We start from the raw sequence: 17,314 nt of genomic DNA, 5'->3' as shown, positions 1-17,314 counted from the left end.
CCGGCGGGCGGGTGGCGGGAGCGGCAGTTGGTCCGGCGGGACGGGAGCGGAACGCGGCGGCTGCGGCAGTCAGGCGGCAGCGGAGGGGGCAGGAACGGCCGCGGACAGGGCGGCGCGCACCACGCACAGCACCCGGAAGGCGGAGCGGCCGCCGTCGCTGCTGGAGCGGACGACGCCGCTGATGAGCAGGTCGCGGATGACGCGGCCGCAGTGCGGCAGGGATTCGCCGGTGAGGCGGAGCACGTCCTGGAGCTCGAACTCCCGGGCTCCGGCGGCGCACAGACCGCCGATCAGCTGCCGGTGGCCGGCGGGGAGGGCGGCGAGGGCCTTGGTCACGCGGTCCTGGAGGCCGGGGCCGGAGCGGCCGTCGGCGATCGGGTCGAGGAGGGCGGCGGGATCGGACTCGACGATGCCGCGCAGGGTGCGCAGGTCGCAGACGGTGAGCCAGGAGGCGGCGGCGGCGAGGGCGAGCGGATGCCCGTCGAGGCGGTGGCAGACCCAGGCGATGTCGGCGAGGTCGCGCTCGTCGGGGACGAGGTCGGGGCGCACGCGGCGCAGCCGGCCGAGGAAGAGGCGGACGGCCGGGGCGTCCGGGCGGATGCCGGCCGCGGGGTCGGGGGCGTCCAGCGGGGAGACCAGGAAGAGCCGTTCGCCGGGGACGTTCCACGGTTCGGCGGCGGTCAGCAGCAGTCGCAGGCCGGGGTACTCGCGCTGGAGCCGGGCGAGCCGGGGGAAGACGAGGTCGGCGGTGTCGACGCCGTCGAGGACGAGGAGCGGTCCGCGGTCCTGGGGGCCGGCGACCGGGGAGGGGGGCAGGTCGTCGGCGCAGCCGTCGCCGCGCAGGTAGTCGGCGCAGTCGGCGGCGAGGGCGGTGCCGGCGTCGTCGTCGCCCGGCAGGCAGTCGGCGACGGCTCCGGGGGCGGTGTGCCAGAGGACGGTGAAGCCGGCGTCGTGCAGCTGTGCGGCGGTCTCCAGGGCGAGCCGGGTCTTGCCGACGCCGCTCAGTCCGACGAGGGTGACCAGCCGTTCGGCGCCGGAGCGCAGTTCCTCGGTGAGGACGGCGGCCTCGGCCCGGCGCTCGACGAGGGGGTGGAGGGGCGCGGGAGGGGCGGTGCGCTCGGCGGGCCGGTGGCGGCCGGTCCCGTTCCGGTGTCCGCGTCTGCCGGCCTCCTCCAGCGCGGTGCGGGCGCGGGGGCCGAGCCTCAGTCCGTCGGCTATCAGGCGGAGGGTGTCGGTGCGGGGGCGCTGGGCCTTCCCCTTCTCCAGGTCGCGGATGGCGCGGACGCTGATGGTGGAGAGGTCGGCGAGTTCGCGCTGGGTCAGGCCGATGCGGAGCCGGTGGCCGCGGATGAGGGTGCCGAGGGCGGCGATGGCCGCCGTGGTGTCCTCCGGGGAGAGGCCGGTCGTCATGAGAGTGCTCCCGCTGGTCGAGTGGGGACGAGGGCCGGGGACGGGCCCGTGTCGGGCCGTTGTGTGCCTCGCCTTCTGCACTCCCCCATCCTCTGGACGGGCCTATCGGAGGGGTATCCCGTCGTTAACCGGCCACCAACGGGGCGTGTGGGTCCGCTGTGATGGCCGGGACTCGTGGGTGATAGCGGCCGGGGGCCCGTGATAGCGGAACCGGCTCCGCCGTGCCGGAGGCATGTTCCGTGATAGCGGGGTGATAAGAGAGCGAGCGGTTCCGTGAATCCGGCCGTTCCTAGCGTGGTGGTCACAAGGAAACGCCGCCCCGCAGAAACCAGGGAGAGCCCGATGTCGAAGACCGCCGCCACCCGCAACGCCCTCCGCGCCGCCGCCGTCTCCGCGCTGATCGTGATCGCCACGGGTGCCGGTGTGCAGGCCGGATGGGCGGCCGAGGCGCCGGCGGCCACCGTCGCCGCGGCCGCCCAGGACACCACCACCGACGAGGGCGAGGGCTCCACCGGCGGCACGGGCTCCACGGGCTCGGGCTCCACCGGCTCCGGCTCCACCGGGGGCACGGGCTCCACCGGGGGCACCGGCACCACCGACAACAACCCCTGGGACTGAACGGACGCCGGACACCGGCGCCCCGCGGGGTCAGCAGGCCCCGAGCAGCCGCTCCGCCTCGGCGAGCTCCCGCACCATCCGCCGCTCGCGGAACACCTCGACCGCCGGCGTCAGCACCTGCCGGGAACGCCCCGGGTGCTCCGTCCCCAGCCGGGCGAGTTCCAGGCGCGCGAGCGCGCCCCCGCTAAAATCCATGATCCGTTCCCGCGCGGCCACCGCCCGGTCGTAGAAGTCCCTGGCTCTGTCCGGGCGCCCCATCAGGGAGAACGCCCGCCCCAGGTCGTACAGCAGGTGCCCCTCACCGATCACGTCGCCGGACTCCCGGCACAGTTCGAGCACCTCCGTGAAGGTGAGGACCGCGAGGTCGGTCCGGCCCTGTTCGAGCAGCAGCTGGCCGACGCGCCGAAGGGTCCGGGCCCGTCCGCCCGTGTAGCCGATGTCCTCGTAGATGCCGAGCGCCTCGTCGAGCTGCTTCTGCGCCGCGTCCATCTCGCCCCGCCGCATCCGGATGTGGGCGCTCTGGGTCAGGACGATCGCGCGGCCCACCACGTCGCCGGCCCGGTCGAAGTCGGCGAGTGAGCGGCCGTAGAGCTCCAGGGCGCCGGCGTCGTCGCCGCTCGTGCGGGAGATGAGCGCGAGGTCGCGTCGGCACAGCGCCTCGCCCATCGGCTCGTCGAGCGCCTGGAAGACGTCGAGTGCGGAGGTCAGCGACTGGCGCGCGGTGTCGAACTGGTTGCGGCTCATGTAGAGCGAGCCGAGCGAGGCCCGGACAGCGGCGGTGCCGCGCAGGTTGCCCGCCTTGCGGACGGCGGACAGCGCACTGAGATGGGTCTGTTCCCAGAGGTCGTAGTGGCCGCGGACCTCGAAGAGCGTGACGAGCGAGGTGGCGAGGTCCCAGCTCAGGTCGTGCAGTCCCTCGTCCGCGGCGTGGCCGACCATGCCGCACAGGGCGGTCTGCTCGGCGTCGAGCCAGGCGAGCGGGTCGGCGAGCACCTCGTCGGTGTGCGTGGACGGCGGCTCCCAGCGCGCGGCGTCGCCGTGCAGGACGGTGAAGTCTCCCCCGTACACCTTGCGGTGGGCCTGCTGGGCGAGGTGCATCCAGCCCCCGGCCATGCGGGCGAAGGCGGCCTGCCGTTCGGCCGCCGGGTGCTGGGCGGCGAGCTGCTCGCGGGCGTAGACCCGGATGATCTCGTGGAAGCGGTAGCGGAAGCCGCCCGCCGGTTCCACACCGGCGACGTCGAGCATCTGCACGTCGACGAGGGGCTCCATCAGGTCCGAGGGGAAGGGCCTGCGGTCGTCGAGCAGGGCGCCCGCCAGCCAGCTGGGCAGGGTCGGGGCCTGGGCCATGGAGAGCAGCCGGAGCAGGCCCCGGTCCTCCGGCGCCAGTCCCTCGTAGGTGAGCGACAGGCTGGCCCGCATGGTCATCTCGCCGTGGGCGAGTTCGTCGAGGCGGTGCCGTTCGTTGGCGAGGCGCTGCACCATGGAGGCGAGCGGCCAGTGCGGGCGGGCGGCGAGCCGGGCGGCGACGATCCGCAGGGCGAGCGGAAGCCTGCCGACCGTGCGGACGAGGGCCTCGGCGGCGACCGCCTCGTGGGCGACGCGTTCACGGCCGACGATCCGCGCGAGGAGTTCCAGCGCGCGGTCCTCGTCGAGGACGTCGAGTGCGATCCGGGTGGCTCCGGGCAGGGCGGTGAGCCGCGCCCGGCTGGTGACGAGGACCGCGCAGCCGCGGCTGCCGGGAAGCAGCGGGAGGACCTGGCCCTCGCCGGCGGCGTCGTCGAGGACGACCAGTACGCGGCGGGAGGCCAGCCGGGTGCGGTACATCTCGGCGCGTTCGTCGAGGGATTCGGGGATGAGCTGGCCCGGGATGCCGAAGGCGCGCAGGAACCGGCCGAGGACTTCGACGGGCGGGGTGGGGGTGCCGGTGGTGCCGCGCAGGTCGCAGTAGAGCTGGCCGTCGGGGAAGCCGGTCTCGGCGAGGGCGTGGGCGGCGTGGACGGCGAGGGCGGACTTGCCCGTGCCCGGCTTCCCCGTGACCGCGGCGAGCCCGACGCTGCGGCCCTCGCCTGCGGTGAGGGCGTGCTCCAGCGCGTCGAGCTGGGCAGGGTCGGCGACGAAGTCGGCGACGTCCGCGGGGAGCTGGTGGGGCACCGTGTCGGTGGGACGGATGTCGGACGAGCTCTCGGCGGGGGAAGCCGGCGGGGGTTCGGCTGCGCCCTCCCCGCCATGGCGAACCGTTTCCTCCCCGGGTCTCTCCTCCGGTGCGCGGCGCGGGACGGCCCCGGTGGGCGGCGGGAGTTCGCCGGCCAGGATCGCCGACTCCAGGTCGCGCAGCTCGCGGCTGGGTTCGAGCCCCAGCTCCTCGGCGAGATAGGTGCGCGCGGTACGGAAGGCCTCCAGCGCCTCCGCCTGGCGCCCCGACCAGTACAGGGCCTGGATGAGCAGGCCGTGCAGCTTCTCGCGCAGGGGGTGCTCGGAGGTGAGCCGCTGGAGTTCGCCCACCAGGCGGTCGTGGCGGCCGAGTTCGAGTTCGAGGCGGATGCGCAGTTCGACGGCGGCGAGGCGTTCCTCGTTGAACTGGCGTGCCTGGTTGGCGAGGGGGCCGCTGTCGAGTCCGGAGAGGCAGTCGCCCTGCCAGAGTGCCACCGCGTGGCGCAGCAGGCGGACGGCCTCGTCGGGTTCGCCCTGCTCCCGCAGCCCCCGGGCGCTGTGGACGAGCCCGGTGAAGAGGGCGGCGTCCACGTTGCCCGCGTCGGTGTGCAGGACGTATCCCGGCGGGCGGGTGGTGATCGAGACCTCGCCGGCGGCCCCGGCGAGCAGTTTGCGCAGCCGGGAGACGCAGATCTGCACCTGGGTGCGGGCCGTCTCCGGCGGGTTGTCCTCCCAGATGAGGTCCACCAGCTGGCTGGTGGAGACCACCCGGTTGCTCTCCAGCAGCAGCGCCGCGAGGATCACCTCCTGGCGCCCCGGGGGCACACGCAGGGGACGGTCGCCGGCCCCCTGGACCTGTAACGGCCCCAGCACCCGGAAGGTGAGCGACGACGTGCCCGGGAGTTCCCTGTCTCTTCCCGCGATGCCGTCAGCCACTGATTCCCCCACGGAAATATGAACCGACAGGCCACGGTCGCACCGGCACGCCGGAATGTCCGGATCACGTGAGGACAGTCTCCACATGTCTCCCCTCCGTGTCCATGCCGTGAAGATCCCGGACCGTGAAGATCCTCCTCCGGGATAGGACGGCGATAACGCCGGGTTGGGCCGTCGGCCCAGAATCTCCACGGAACGTGAAAGGAGGCTCGACAGGTGAACAGCCATGACGACGCGTCAACCGCCCTGTGGGGTCCGGTGGATCTCGTGACCGCGGCCGGGATCGACCATGTGCGCCTGGTCTACGACTACCTCGACGCGGGCGACCCGGACGCCTGCGCGTCCCTGCTCCACGACCACGTGGTCTTCGAACTCCCGGGGCTCGCCCCGGCCCACGGCCGTACGGCGGCCCTGGAGGCGCATCTGCGGCACACCGCGCCCACCGCCCGGCACGAGATCGAACGGGTCGTGGCGCAGGACCGGAACGTGGTCGCGGCGGGGCGGCGTGTGCTCCCCGGCGGGGACGGGCAGGGCCAGCGGTTCGTCGACGTGTTCACGATCGCCGACGACGGGATGGTGAGCGGCTGCACCCGCTACTACCATCTCGCGCCGCAGGAACCGCCCGCCGGCCTGCCGGGGGCTCCGCTGCACTGACGGCGCGCTCCCCCGCGCGGACCGGCACCGGCGGCCGGTCCGGTCCGGTCCGGTCCGGTCCGTGCAAGTGTCCCTGTCCGTGTCCGGTCCGTGCCCGTGTTCGCGCCCGCGCCGGGGTCCGAATCCGGGTCCGGGCCCGTTCCTGCACCCGTTTCCTCGTCCGCTTCCGGGTCCGTTCACAGGTCCGGTTCCGCGGCGCGCCCCGGGCGCGGCTGGTCCGTTCGGACGAAGTTGCCCCGCCGCCTCGGCCCGGCGGCCTGTCGGCGCCCGCCGCCGCCGGGGGCGGTGGTTGCCTACCTCCGTGTCCGGGCCCGGCGCGCGGCGCCCCGCGCCGCGGGTGCGGCGGGTACGGGGTTCCCCGGGGCGGCCCCGCCGGCGTCGCGCCGTCCGGCGGCACACCCGGGCTCCGCGGCCGGGGCGTCCGGAGCCGAGACGAAGGGAGCCGCCGTGACCGAGGACGAGGTCCTTCTCGGGCTCGCCCTGACCGTGGTCCTCGCCATCGGCTCCCAGATCCTGGCGAACAGACTGCGCCTGCCCGCCCTGATCATCCTGCTCCCGGTGGGCTTCGCGGCGGGCGCGCTCACGGACATCGTCCATCCCGACCGGCTGATGGGCCCGTCGTTCTCCGCCCTGGTGTCGCTGTCCGTCGCCGTGATCCTCTACGACGCCGGCCTCGGCCTCGACCTGCGGGCGCTCACCGGCCCGACCCGCCGCATCGTGGGCAGGCTGCTGCTGTCCGGGGTGGTGCTCACGTGCCTGGCCGTCGCCGCCGTCGCACCGCTGCTGTTCGGCATGGAGCTGTCGGTGGCCGTGATGCTCGGCGTGATCGTGGTGGTCTCGGGCCCCACCGTCGTGGGTCCGCTGCTGGACTACGTGCGGCCCGACGACAGGGTGCGGCGCATCCTGATCTGGGAGGGGACGCTGATCGACCCGATCGGCGGCATCCTCGGCGCGCTCGCCTTCCACGCGATCGCCGCGGCGGAACCGGTCCACCTCGGCCGGGGCTACCAGCTCGGCCAGTTCGGCATCAGCCTGGCCGTGGGGCTCGCGGGCGGGGTGGCCGGAGCGGCGCTGCTCTGGTTCGCGCTGCGCGCCCTGCGGCTCGGCGAGACGCTCGGCACCCTCGCCCAACTGGCTGTCGTGATCGGCGTGTCGGCGGTCTGCGACGCGGTGCGGGACGACACGGGACTCATCGCGGCGATCGTCGCCGGGCTCGCCGTGGCCAATCTCCGGGGCTTCGACGTGCCCACCCGGCGGCCGTTCTTCGAGACGCTGGTGCAGCTCGTCATCGGTCTGCTGTTCGTCTCCATCTCCGCCACCGTCACCCCCGCCTCCCTGGTGCCGGTGCTCCTTCCCGCCCTCGCGCTCGTCGGCGTCCTCGTCCTGGTGGTGCGGCCGCTGGTGGCCTTCGCGGCGACGGCGCGCGCGGGTCTGGAACGCGGCGAGCGGGCGTTCGTGGGCTGGATGGACCCGCGGGGCATCGTGGCGGCGGCCACCGCCTCCGCGTTCGCCGCCGGGCTCGTCGACCTCGGGCTGAAGGGGGCCGACCGGATCCTGCCCGCCACGTTCCTGGTGATCGTCGGCACGGTGCTGCTGTACTCGCTGACGGCGGCGCCGGTCGCGCGCCGGCTCGGCGTCGTGGTCCCGGACGGCGGGCGGGTCCTCCTGGTGGGCGGGGAGCCGTGGGTCGTCGGCCTGGGGCGCGCCCTGCGGTCGGCCGGCCTGGAGGTGCTGATGTGGGCGGGCACCGGCCCCGAACGGACCCGGATCGACGCGGCGGGACTCGACCTGGCCGAGGGCGGCCTGATGGCGACGGCCGTCGGCCCCGGGGCCCGGCTGGAGGGGGTGACCGCCGTCTGCCTCGCCACCGAGGACGACGACTTCAACGCCCTCGCCTCGGTCGTCGTGCAGGACAACGTGGAGGGCCCGGTGTACCGGGTCGGGCCGTCCCCGGACGCCCCCGGGGTGGTCGCCCCGTACACCGGCGGCGACATCCTCTTCGGCGCGGCCCTCGCCCGCCGGGAGCTGGCCGAGCGCTGGGAGCGGGGGGCGCGGTTCGTGGTGCGCGGCGCCGCGGCCGGGGTGCCGCCGGGCCACGACCTGCTCTTCGTCGTCCGCGCGGGTCTGCGGCTGGACCCGGTGACCGAGCACCGGGACGCGGTGCCCCGGGCCGGCGACACCGTCGTGCTCCTCGGTCCCGCCGGGCCCGGCCCGCGGCCGCACGACCCGGCCGGTCCGGTCCGGGTGCCTCCCGGCCCGGGCGGTCCGCCGCGGGGGTGAGCTGAGCCCGGGTTCGTCCGCGGCGGGCGGCTGTCCCCGGAACGAACCGCCGGGGCCGTCGGCCGCCGCGTGGGCGAAAGAGCGGCACCCGGCGGGTCCGCGCACGGTGTGGCCCGCCGCCACCGGGGCACCCCGACACGACGAGCACGTCGTCCCCGCCGTCACGGGGACGACGCCCCGTGCTCCGCGACCAACGACCAACGACCAGCGACAGGAGGCGATCGGCCGGGCCGGCCGGCGCGGAAGCACCCGTCCCGACCGGACACCGGCCGACCGGAACCGACGCACGGCGGGCGGCGGCCACGCCGGCCCGCGGGAAGGACCACACCACGTGACGACGCACGTCGACCAGGCAGCCCCCTCGGGAGCCGAGGCGGCATCTCCCACGCGCGCGCCGGAGGGGGCGGTGCCGCTGCCGCCGGACGCGGCCGACGGCACGGCCGTCGCGCCCGCCGACGCCCGAAGGCTGTCCCGGGTCTTCCTCGACCGTCTGCGCGACCTCGACGAGGGGACCCGCGCGCACCAGTACACCCGCAACACGCTCATCGAGATGAACGTGTCCCTGGTGAAGTACGTCGCCGGACGCTACCGCAACCGGGGCAGCGGCGATCTGGAGGACGTCGTCCAGGTCGGCACCGTGGGCCTGATCAAGGCGATCGACCGGTACGACCCCGACCGGGAGAACGAGTTCACCTCGTTCGCCATCCCGTACATCAACGGGGAGATCATGCGGTACTTCCGGGACACCAGCTGGGCCGTCCACGTGCCGCGCCGGCTGCAGGAACTGCGCAGGGCACTGGTCACGGCGTCCGAGCTGCTCGCCTCCCGGCTCGGACGGGACCCCACCGCGGCGGAGCTCTCGGACCACCTGGGGGTCCCGCGGGAGGAGGTCGTCGAGGGCCTGAAGGCCAAGGCGGCCTACACGGCGGCCTCGCTCGACACCCCGTCCGCGGAGCACGACGGCCCGCCCGGGGACGGCCGGGCGCTCGCGGAGACCCTCGGCCGCCACGACACCCGCCTGGACCTCTTCGAGAACCTGCACACCCTGGCGCCCCTGCTCGAGTCGATCCCGGCACGTGACCGCGACATCCTGCGGATGAGGTTCGGTCAGGACATGACCCAGCGGGCGATCGGACTGGAGCTCGGCATCTCCCAGATGCACGTCTCCCGCCGCATCGCACGGTCGCTGGAAACCCTCCGCGCCGGGCTCCTGGAGGACTGAGCCGGGCGCCGTGCGACACGGGGCGACCGGGGCAGCGGCCGGTGGGGCGGGTCCGGCCGCGTCCCGGGCGGACCGGGGCGGGATGCGGCGACGGGCGTGACGGCCGAGCGGCGGGGCAGGCTGCATCGGGGGGCGGCCACACGACGGGAGCGGGACGGTGGAGACACTCTCCTTCGACAGCAGCAGCCTCGACGCCACGGAGGAGTTCCTGTCGCGGGCGTACACCCCGATGCGCATCGGCGGCAGGCCCCGTGAGACAGGGGCACGGATCGCGCGCCGCGCCGTCGGCGGGCTCGTCGTCGACAAGCTGCACTTCGACTACACGATGGCCTACGACGCCGCCTGCCTGGGCAAGGTCTGCCTGATCACCCTGCACCGGGGCACCATGGTGGACACCACGGACGGCCGCGACGAGGTCTACGGCCCCGGGGAGACCTTCCTCATCGCCGCTCCGGACCGTCCGTACACGGGTGAACTCCGCGCCGCCCGCTACACGATCACCATGTTCGACCCCGCCCTGCTCGACGAGGTCGCCGCGGGCGGCGGTCACCAACGCGGCCCGGTGTCGCTGACCGGCTTCCGCGCCGTGGATCCGACGGCCAACCGCCGCCTCGGCTCCACCGTCACGTTCCTGCGCGACCAGGTGATCGAGTCGCCGGGCGCGGGCGGCCTCGTCGTCGCGACCGCCGCCCGGCACCTCGCGGCCGTGACGCTCTCCGCGTTCCCGAACTCGGCGACCGACGGCCGGCCCGGCCCGGCGGACAGCCGTGACGCGGGCACCGCGACGCTGCGCAGGGCGACGGACTTCATCGAGGAGAACGCACACCGGGACATCGGCCTCGCCGAGATCGCCGCCGCGGCCTGCGTGACCCCCCGGGCGGTCCAGTACGCCTTCAACCGGCACGCCGGCACGACCCCGCTGGCCCACCTGCGCCGGGTCCGGCTCGCGGGCGCCCACCGCGAACTGCGTTCGGCGGACCCACGGGCCGTCACCGTCACCGACGTGGCGGCCGCCTGGGGGTTCGCCCATCCGGGCCGCTTCGCGGCCGCCTACCGCAAGGCCTACGGAACGACACCGTCGGCGACGCTCCGCGACGCCTCCTGAGCCTCCTCGCCACCGGCACGGCTCGGGTCCGGGCACGCGCAGGTACCGGACCCGTCGCCCTCCCCCGGCGACGTGCGCGGTGAACGGCGCGCCGCCGTCGGGCCGCCCGGACGACACGCCCTCGTGATCCCCGCCCGGTCACAGCCCGCTGCTAGACTGGCCGGGACCTTGATCGTTTCCCGAGGAGCCCAGACGTGGTGGTGGACGACGACATCTCCGGGTGATTCCCGGGCCTCACAGGCCACCGGCCGGTGCGTGGAAGCACTGCCGCCCGTGGCCTCGCTGTCGTCTCCTTCTCCCCGTCCACCGCCGGGGCGGAATCTCTCCCGCCCCGTTCCCTCCGAGGTCACAGTCATGTCCGACGCATCCGTCGTCTGCTCCCACCTGTCCTTCTCCTGGCCCGACGAGACTCCCGTCTTCCAGGACCTGTCCTTCTCCCTCGGCCCCGGCCGCACCGGTCTCGTCGCACCCAACGGCAGCGGCAAGAGCACGCTGCTGCGGCTGATCGCGGGGGAGCTGCGCCCCGTCGCCGGATCGGTGACCGTGTCCGGCACCCTCGGCCACCTGCCGCAGACGCTTCCGCTGACCGGCGCTCTCACGGTCGCGGAGGTGCTGGGCGTCGCCCCCGTGATCCGGGCCATCGACGCCGTCGAGTCCGGCGACGTCGACGAGAAGCACTTCGAGACCATCGGCGACGACTGGGACATCGAGGAGCGCACCCGCGCCCAGCTCGACCGGCTCGGTCTCGGCGGTCTCACGCTGGACCGCGCCCTGCGCACGCTCAGCGGCGGCCAGATCGTCTCGCTCGGCCTGGCGGCGCAGCTGCTGCGCCGCCCCGACGTGCTGCTGCTCGACGAACCCACCAACAACCTCGACCTCGACGCCCGGCACAGGCTCTACGACGTGCTGGGCGACTTCGGCGGCTGCCTGCTCCTGGTGAGCCACGACCGGGCGCTGCTCGACCGCATGGAACGCATCGCCGAGCTGGACCGCGGCGAACTGCGGGTGCACGGCGGCGACTTCACCGCGTACGAGCAGGCGGTGGCGGCCGAGCAGGAGGTGGCCGAGAAGAACGTCCGCAACGCCGAGCAGCAGCTCAAACGGGAGAAGCGGGAGATGCAGCAGGCCCGCGAGCGCGCGGAACGCCGGCAGAGCAACGCGGCCCGCAACCTGAAGAGCGCCGGTCTGCCCCGCATCTTCGCGGGCAACATGAAGCGCGGCGCACAGGAGTCCGCGGGCCGGGCCGGGCAGATTCACGCCGGCCGGGTCGACGAGGCGCAGGCGCGGCTGGACGAGGCCGGGCGTGCGCTGCGCGACGAGCAGCGGCTCACCCTGGACCTCCCGGAGACCGAGGTGCCCGCGGGCCGCACCCTCTTCCACGGCGCCGGTCTGCGGGTGCGGCTCGGTGGTGCGGAGGTCTTCCCGGGCGACGGCGTCGACCTGACGGTCCGGGGGCCGGAGCGCATCGCCCTGACCGGGCCCAACGGGTCGGGCAAGAGCACTCTGCTGCGGCTGCTGGTCGGCGATCTGACGCCGGACGGCGGTGATGTACGGCGGGCCGACGGCCGGGTCGCCTACCTGTCGCAGCGGCTCGACCTGCTCGACGACGGTCTGACGGTCGCCGAGAACTTCGCCGCTCACGCCCCGCGGCGGCCCGAGGCCGAGCGGATGAACCTGCTCGCCCGCTTCCTCTTCCGGGGCCCGCGCGCCCATCTGCCCGTCGGGGTCCTCTCCGGAGGCGAGCGGCTGCGCGCCACCCTCGCCTGCGTGCTGTGCGCACAGCCCGCGCCCCATCTGCTGCTGCTGGACGAGCCGACGAACAACCTCGACCTGCTCGGGCAGGGCCAGCTGGAGAGCGCGCTCGGCTCCTACCGCGGCGCGTTCGTCGTGGTCAGCCACGACGAGCGGTTCCTTCGCGAGATCGGCGTGAACCGCCGGCTGCGGCTGGCCGACGGCGAGTTGACGGAGACGGGCGCCCCGGAGGTGTGAGCCGCCGGGGCGCCGGCCCGGCCCGCCCGGGAGCGGTGAGCCGCCGACGACCGGTCCGGCACCCGGGCTCCGGGCCGGTGCACACGCGGCGCAGGTCGCCGTACCGCCCTGCCCGCCCTGCCGCCCTGCCGCCCTGCCGCCCGACGACGGTCCGGTCGGCGGAGCCCGACCGCCGCCCCGGCGATCGGGCCGCGCCGCGCAGGCGTCCGGCGGGCGGGCGGGGGTAGCCGACAGCGGAGATTCCGTCCGACGAGGAGCCGTCATGGATGTGTCGGGAGTGCTCAGCGCGCTGGTCGCCGGAACCGCGGCCGGCGTGCTGGGGAGGCTGTTCCTCCCTGGCCACCAGCACATCGGAGTGCTGTGGACGATCGTCGCCGGAGTCGCCGCCGCCCTCGTCGGCTCGCTGCTGGCGGCGGTCGCCGGAGTGGGTGACGGTGCGGGCGGCGACTGGCTGGAGTTCCTGGCCCAGGTGGTCCTCGCAGCCCTCGCCGTCGCGGGCCTCGACCGCTGGCTCCGGGCGAGCCTGTAGGGCGCCGCCGGGGCTCGGGCAACCCGCCGGGACCGGCCCGGAGTGTCTCCGCCGTGCGGCGGGCCGCTGCCGGAGCCGGTCGAGGGCCGTGTGATGTCAACCGTCGCGCCGTCGCGGGCGCGGGAGTTGCCGTCCCCGGGGCCGGGAGCGCGGCCTTGTTACCGGGCCCGGCGGGCACGGCCCGCCCGGGCACCGCGCCGTGCTCCCGGTCCCCGAGCCGTCCCGTCCGGCCGGCGGGCCGACCGTCACCGCTCAGGCGCCGGACCGGACCGTTCGGGCCCGCGGACGCCGCCCCGGGCCTCGCGGGATCACGGGCGGTCGTCGGCGTCCGGGGTGCGCCAGGAGTCCTGCCGGGCGGCCGCGGGGCCGGTCTGGTCGCTCGGGGCGGGGCGCGGGGCCGGATCCTTGCGCTGGGAGGCGCGGCGGCTGCCGAGCCAGAACGCGCCGAGCAGAAGGGCGACGACGGCCACGCCGATGACGATGAGGAGGATCGACGAGGACCCGCCCGCCGCGAGCGACGTGGACGCGGCGGACGCGACTGCGGGAGAGAGGTCTGTGATCATGACGTGCGTCTACCCGCCATCCGCCGGGTCAGGCGGACCGGGTCGCTCCGGCCGCGGTCCCCGCCACGCCACGCCCCCACAACAACGGCACCCGCCGGACCGTCGGTCGGGTCCGGCGGGTGCCGTGGGAACAGGCGTCATCCGGGTCCGCGCGCCCGGCACGGGCGTTGCGGGACCGGCCGGTTCATGCCGCCCGGGCGTCCGGCGCCGCCGTGACGTGCTGGCAGGCCCGCTCCAGGCTCGGGTGGACGGGTATCGACGCCTCTCCCCCGGTGAGCGGGAGCAGCCGGCTGATCTGCTCCGGCGGGGAGACCAGCGCGAAGGCCCCGCCCCCGTCCAGGACCGCGCGCCGGTACAGCCTGAGGAGCGCGTTGAACCCGGAGGAGTCGCAGAACCCGACCCCGCTCAGGTCGAGGACGAGCGCGGTGCCCTCGCCGACGGCGTCCAGTCCCCGCCGGTACAGCACGGGGGCGGTCTGGAGATCGAGCTCGCCCCGCACGACGAGGACGGCGCATCCGTGGTCGTGGGTGACGAGGTCGATGGTGACGGAACTGTTCATTCAAGGCCCTTCCGACCGACGTTGAGCGACACAGGAGTCAGCGCGCCCCGGCGCACGCCGGGGCATCGCTCGGCAGTCGTCTACCTCGCTCCGCGCGTTCTACGCCTCCCCGCGCTGCACGTGCCGGACGGACACGGCGTCCACCGCGGTACGGGTCCGCGGTACAGGGTCCACAGCCGCGGTGCGGGCCTCCGGTCCGCGGCCCGCCCGGGCGGGGTGCGGGCGGCGGGGCGGCGGTCACCGGGGACGGCGGACGGTGACCCCTGCGGCGATGCGCGCCGGACCGGTCGCCGGTCCGGCCCCGGTCATCGGTCGCCCGGCGCCGGCCGCCACTCGCGGCGGAGGAGGCCGAAGACCCAGGAGTCGGAGACGTCGCCGTCGACGACGCAGTCCTCCCGGAGGGTTCCCTCGCGGACGAAGCCGAGCTTCTCCAGGACCCGGGCGGACGCCGTGTTGCGGGTGTCGGTCTCGGCCTGCACGCGGTTCAGGTCCAGGGTGTCGAACGCCCACCGCAGGACGGCGTGCGCGGTCTCCGTGCCGTAGCCGCGGCCCCACGCGGGGGCCTCGAAGACGTACGTGAGGGAAGCGCTGCGGAAGTCCGGGTTCCAGCTGTGCAGGGCGCACCAGCCGATGAACGCACCGTCGCCGAGGCGCTCGACGGCCAGCCGCGCTCCCGTGCCCTCCTCCTCGATCCTGCGGCAGGTCGCGATGAAGCGCGCGCCGCGGGCCTGTTCGGTCCACGGCGGGGAGTCCCAGTAGCGCAGCACGTGGGCGTCGCTGTGCAGCGCGTAGAGCGGCGCCGCGTCGGTGTCGGCGAACGGCCGCAACCGCAGCCGCGCGGTGCGCAGTTCAGGGGTGGGCAGTGTCATGCGCGGCATCCTGCCCCGTCCCCGCGCCCCGGGCCATTCATTTCTCCGGGGCGCGGGGGCGGCGCGTACGGGACGTGCCGCCGGACCGCGGCCGGACGGTCCCCGCTCCTCGGCTCAGGTCTCGCGCCTGCCCGCCTTGCGGCGGATGCGGAGGGGGACGACGACCCAGCAGACCACGAACCAGAACATGACGGTGCCGACGAGGGCCGCGGCGGCGGCCTCGGGGAGGACCGCGTCGAGTATCAGCATCAGGGTGCAGCCGATGGTCAGGGCGAGCATGACCATGCCGCAGGCCATGAAACGCCCGGCGGCCTCGACGACTTCGTGCTTCATGCGGAGCCCGGACAGAATGCGGTGGATCGCCACCGGCGCTATCAGCGCGGCGGTCGACGAGGCCCCGAGGACGACGGTGACCACGTACAACCCCCGGTCGAACGGGCCGAGTTCGCGGAAGAGCGGGGTGAACGCGACGCTGAGCAGGAAGCCGAAGAGGATCTGCACACCGGTCTGCGCGACCCTGGTCTCCTGGAGGATCTCGTTCCAGCGGCGGTTCACCCGCTCGTGGGGGCTCTCCCGGTCCGCGCCATCGGTGGCGTCGGGCTCGTCGCGCTCCACGTCGTGGAGCCGTCTCTCGGGGTGGTCGGTGACGGTCATGTGGGCCTCCTCAGACGAGTCTGCGGATACCCGGGAAGCGACCCGGTACGCCCTCCGGCCGTGACGCGTCCGGTGGCCGTGACGCGTGCGGTGGCCGGCGTGCCGTCACGGCGTGCCGAGGGCGGGTGGACCGAGGAGGACGCCGGGGTTGAGGATGCCGGCGGGGTCGAGCGTCCCCTTCACCGCCCCGAGGGCCGCGGCGAACAGGTCGGGACGCTGGCGGTCGTACCACGGCCGGTGGTCGCGGCCGACCGCGTGGTGATGGGTGATGGTGGCGCCCGCGGCGAGCAGCGCGTCGGACACGGCCGCCTTGATCTCGTCCCACTGCTCCACCGTCCGCCCCCAGGTGCCCGCGGCAAAGACGCCGAAGTACGGTGCCGGGCCGTCGGGGTGGGCATGGGTGAAGCGGCAGGTGACGACGCCGGTGACACCGGCGCGGCGCATGGCGTCGCGCGCGGCGTCGTCCACGGCGGCGCGGACGGCGTCGAACTGGTCCCAGGTGCAGGCGGTCTCGAAGGTCTCCACGATCATCCCCTGGGCCGCCAGCGCGTCGCGCTGGTACGGCATCCTGAGGAACGAGGAGCGCCAGGTGTCGGCGGCCGTGCCGCCCCGGGGGCGTTCGCCGGCGGCGTCGGTGACGCGCACGGGTGCGGACGGGGTGCCGCCGTGGTCCCGGCAGATCTCCAGCGCGCGGTCCATGCGGCCGGTGACGGCGTGGTCGGCCGACTCGAAGCCGAGGACGAGCACCGCTGTCGTGGCCCCGGCGTTGAGCAGGGCCTCCATGGGGTCCAGCAGACGGCAGTTGGCGGGCTGGAGTCCGGACTGGGCGAGGGCGCGCACGGCGGCGACGCCGTCGCCGTACCGGGTGAAGGCGACCGACGTGCCGGCCCGGTGACGCGGCCGGTCCTGCAACCGGACCCAGGCCCGGGTGATCACGCCGAGCGTTCCCTCGGAACCGAGGAACAGCCGGTCCGGGGAGGGGCCCGCGCCGGACTTGGGCAGGCGGCGGGACTCGACGGCTCCGGACGGGGTGACGACGCGCAGCGATTCGGTGAGGTCGTCGATGTGCGTGGGGCCCGTCGCGTAGTGGCCGCCCGCCCGGGTGGCCAGCCAGCCGCCGAGGGTGGAGAACTCGAAGGACTGGGGGAAGAACCGCAGGGTGAGGCCGTGCGGCCGCAGTCGCGCCTCCAGGTCCGGGCCGAGCACACCGGCTTCGACGAGTGCCGCCCGGCTGGTGCGGTCGATCTCGAGGACGCGGTTCATCGAGGTGAGGTCCAGACTCACCGTGCCGCGGCCGTCGTCGGTGAAGCGCGGTTCGACGCCGCCCACCACCGAGGAGCCTCCTCCGAAGGGGACGACCGCGATGCCGGCGTCGGTGCACCAGTCCAGCACCTGCACGACCTCCGCCTCCGTCGTGGGGCGCACGACGAGGTCGGGGACGTGGGGCAGGCTGCCCAGGAGCGCCCTGACCACGTCGCGGAACGCCTGCCCGTGGCTGTGGGCGAGCCGGTCCCGCACACCGTCGGAGACCAGCGGTTGCAGTGCACGCGGCGCCCGGACCCTGCTCGGTCCCACGCCGAACGCGTCGAGGGGCGGCGGTTCGTGGACGCTCAGGTCGGCGCCCGGCAGCAGCTCGGCGACCCGGCGGGTCAGCGCGTCGCGCTCGGCGCCGGTGACCGCGTCCTCGACGTTTCCCCATCCCCACCACGAGCGTGTCCCGCCTCGCACGATCCGCCACCACCGATCTGAACCATGGGTAACTTACCGATCGGTCA

Annotated in this window: 14 protein-coding genes; 7 read left to right on the top strand and 7 right to left on the bottom strand. The window is 74.8% G+C overall.

What is annotated here, in order from left to right; translation table 11 throughout:
• Positions 1-69: 69 nt before the first annotated feature.
• Positions 70-1,410, bottom strand: coding sequence for a helix-turn-helix domain-containing protein (locus tag IAG43_RS30720; protein ID WP_187743921.1), 1,341 nt, complete (start codon positions 1,408-1,410; stop codon positions 70-72).
• A 342-nt stretch (positions 1,411-1,752) separates the two neighbouring features.
• Here IAG43_RS30720 and IAG43_RS30715 point away from each other — a divergent pair, with 342 nt between their 5' ends.
• A complete protein-coding gene (locus IAG43_RS30715) occupies positions 1,753-2,028 on the top strand; it encodes a hypothetical protein (protein WP_187743920.1) in 276 nt (91 codons plus the stop codon).
• 30 nt (positions 2,029-2,058) lie between these two features.
• Here the strand turns inward: IAG43_RS30715 and IAG43_RS30710 are convergent, their stop codons facing one another.
• A complete protein-coding gene (locus IAG43_RS30710; protein WP_246574629.1) occupies positions 2,059-5,052 on the bottom strand; it encodes an AfsR/SARP family transcriptional regulator in 2,994 nt (997 codons plus the stop codon).
• A 279-nt stretch (positions 5,053-5,331) separates the two neighbouring features.
• On the opposite strand from IAG43_RS30710, the gene IAG43_RS30705 reads away from it, so the two are divergent.
• The 6 genes from IAG43_RS30705 (at position 5,332) to IAG43_RS30680 (ending at position 12,894) form a co-directional block, all read left to right on the top strand.
• Positions 5,332-5,769, top strand: a complete 438-nt coding sequence (locus IAG43_RS30705; protein ID WP_187743918.1) for a nuclear transport factor 2 family protein — start codon at positions 5,332-5,334, stop codon at positions 5,767-5,769.
• Positions 5,770-6,216: 447 nt separating this feature from the next.
• Positions 6,217-8,049, top strand: coding sequence for a cation:proton antiporter (locus IAG43_RS30700; RefSeq protein WP_187743917.1), 1,833 nt, complete (start codon positions 6,217-6,219; stop codon positions 8,047-8,049).
• A 331-nt stretch (positions 8,050-8,380) separates the two neighbouring features.
• Positions 8,381-9,271 (top strand): SigB/SigF/SigG family RNA polymerase sigma factor, encoded by an 891-nt coding sequence (locus IAG43_RS30695; RefSeq protein ID WP_425508631.1) that lies wholly within the window; start codon positions 8,381-8,383, stop codon positions 9,269-9,271.
• A gap of 157 nt (positions 9,272-9,428) precedes the next feature.
• On the top strand, positions 9,429-10,376 hold the full coding sequence (locus tag IAG43_RS30690; protein WP_187743916.1) for a helix-turn-helix transcriptional regulator: 948 nt from the start codon (positions 9,429-9,431) through the stop codon (positions 10,374-10,376).
• 354 nt (positions 10,377-10,730) lie between these two features.
• On the top strand, positions 10,731-12,365 hold the full coding sequence (locus IAG43_RS30685; protein ID WP_187743915.1) for an ABC-F family ATP-binding cassette domain-containing protein: 1,635 nt from the start codon (positions 10,731-10,733) through the stop codon (positions 12,363-12,365).
• Between the two features lie 262 nt (positions 12,366-12,627).
• Positions 12,628-12,894, top strand: coding sequence for a GlsB/YeaQ/YmgE family stress response membrane protein (locus tag IAG43_RS30680; protein ID WP_187743914.1), 267 nt, complete (start codon positions 12,628-12,630; stop codon positions 12,892-12,894).
• Positions 12,895-13,202: 308 nt separating this feature from the next.
• Here IAG43_RS30680 and IAG43_RS30675 read toward each other — a convergent pair whose 3' ends face one another.
• From IAG43_RS30675 to IAG43_RS30655, 5 genes are all read right to left on the bottom strand, one after another.
• The gene (locus IAG43_RS30675; protein WP_187743913.1) at positions 13,203-13,457 is read right to left on the bottom strand and encodes a DUF6479 family protein; all 255 of its coding nucleotides are present in this window, start codon (positions 13,455-13,457) and stop codon (positions 13,203-13,205) included.
• A 184-nt stretch (positions 13,458-13,641) separates the two neighbouring features.
• Positions 13,642-14,016: an STAS domain-containing protein gene (locus IAG43_RS30670; protein ID WP_187743912.1), complete on the bottom strand. Its 375-nt coding sequence runs from the start codon at positions 14,014-14,016 to the stop codon at positions 13,642-13,644.
• Positions 14,017-14,321: 305 nt separating this feature from the next.
• The gene (locus tag IAG43_RS30665) at positions 14,322-14,885 is read right to left on the bottom strand and encodes a GNAT family N-acetyltransferase (protein ID WP_187743911.1); all 564 of its coding nucleotides are present in this window, start codon (positions 14,883-14,885) and stop codon (positions 14,322-14,324) included.
• 114 nt (positions 14,886-14,999) lie between these two features.
• Positions 15,000-15,539 (bottom strand): DUF6328 family protein, encoded by a 540-nt coding sequence (locus IAG43_RS30660; RefSeq protein ID WP_187743910.1) that lies wholly within the window; start codon positions 15,537-15,539, stop codon positions 15,000-15,002.
• 105 nt (positions 15,540-15,644) lie between these two features.
• Complete coding sequence (locus tag IAG43_RS30655) at positions 15,645-17,267, bottom strand: FAD-binding oxidoreductase (RefSeq protein ID WP_187743909.1); 1,623 nt, start codon at positions 17,265-17,267, stop codon at positions 15,645-15,647.
• Between the last annotated feature and the right edge of the window lie 47 nt (positions 17,268-17,314).

Origin of the sequence: Streptomyces genisteinicus, from assembly GCF_014489615.1 — a bacterium.
GTDB classification, from domain to species: domain Bacteria; phylum Actinomycetota; class Actinomycetes; order Streptomycetales; family Streptomycetaceae; genus Streptomyces; species Streptomyces genisteinicus.
The sequence above is the reverse complement of the archived record's forward strand: the minus strand, read 5'-3'. Positions and strand labels throughout refer to the sequence as shown.

Excerpts from the sequence above, each read along its gene's own strand:
- IAG43_RS30680 (WP_187743914.1), top strand. The coding sequence starts at position 12,628 with ATGGATGTGTCGGGAGTGCTCAGCGCGCTGGTCGCCGGAACCGCGGCC.
- IAG43_RS30675 (WP_187743913.1), bottom strand. The coding sequence starts at position 13,457 with ATGATCACAGACCTCTCTCCCGCAGTCGCGTCCGCCGCGTCCACGTCG.
- IAG43_RS30665 (WP_187743911.1), bottom strand. The coding sequence starts at position 14,885 with ATGACACTGCCCACCCCTGAACTGCGCACCGCGCGGCTGCGGTTGCGG.
- IAG43_RS30685 (WP_187743915.1), top strand. The coding sequence starts at position 10,731 with ATGTCCGACGCATCCGTCGTCTGCTCCCACCTGTCCTTCTCCTGGCCC.
- IAG43_RS30670 (WP_187743912.1), bottom strand. The coding sequence starts at position 14,016 with ATGAACAGTTCCGTCACCATCGACCTCGTCACCCACGACCACGGATGC.
- IAG43_RS30715 (WP_187743920.1), top strand. The coding sequence starts at position 1,753 with ATGTCGAAGACCGCCGCCACCCGCAACGCCCTCCGCGCCGCCGCCGTC.
- IAG43_RS30660 (WP_187743910.1), bottom strand. The coding sequence starts at position 15,539 with ATGACCGTCACCGACCACCCCGAGAGACGGCTCCACGACGTGGAGCGC.
- IAG43_RS30720 (WP_187743921.1), bottom strand. The coding sequence starts at position 1,410 with ATGACGACCGGCCTCTCCCCGGAGGACACCACGGCGGCCATCGCCGCC.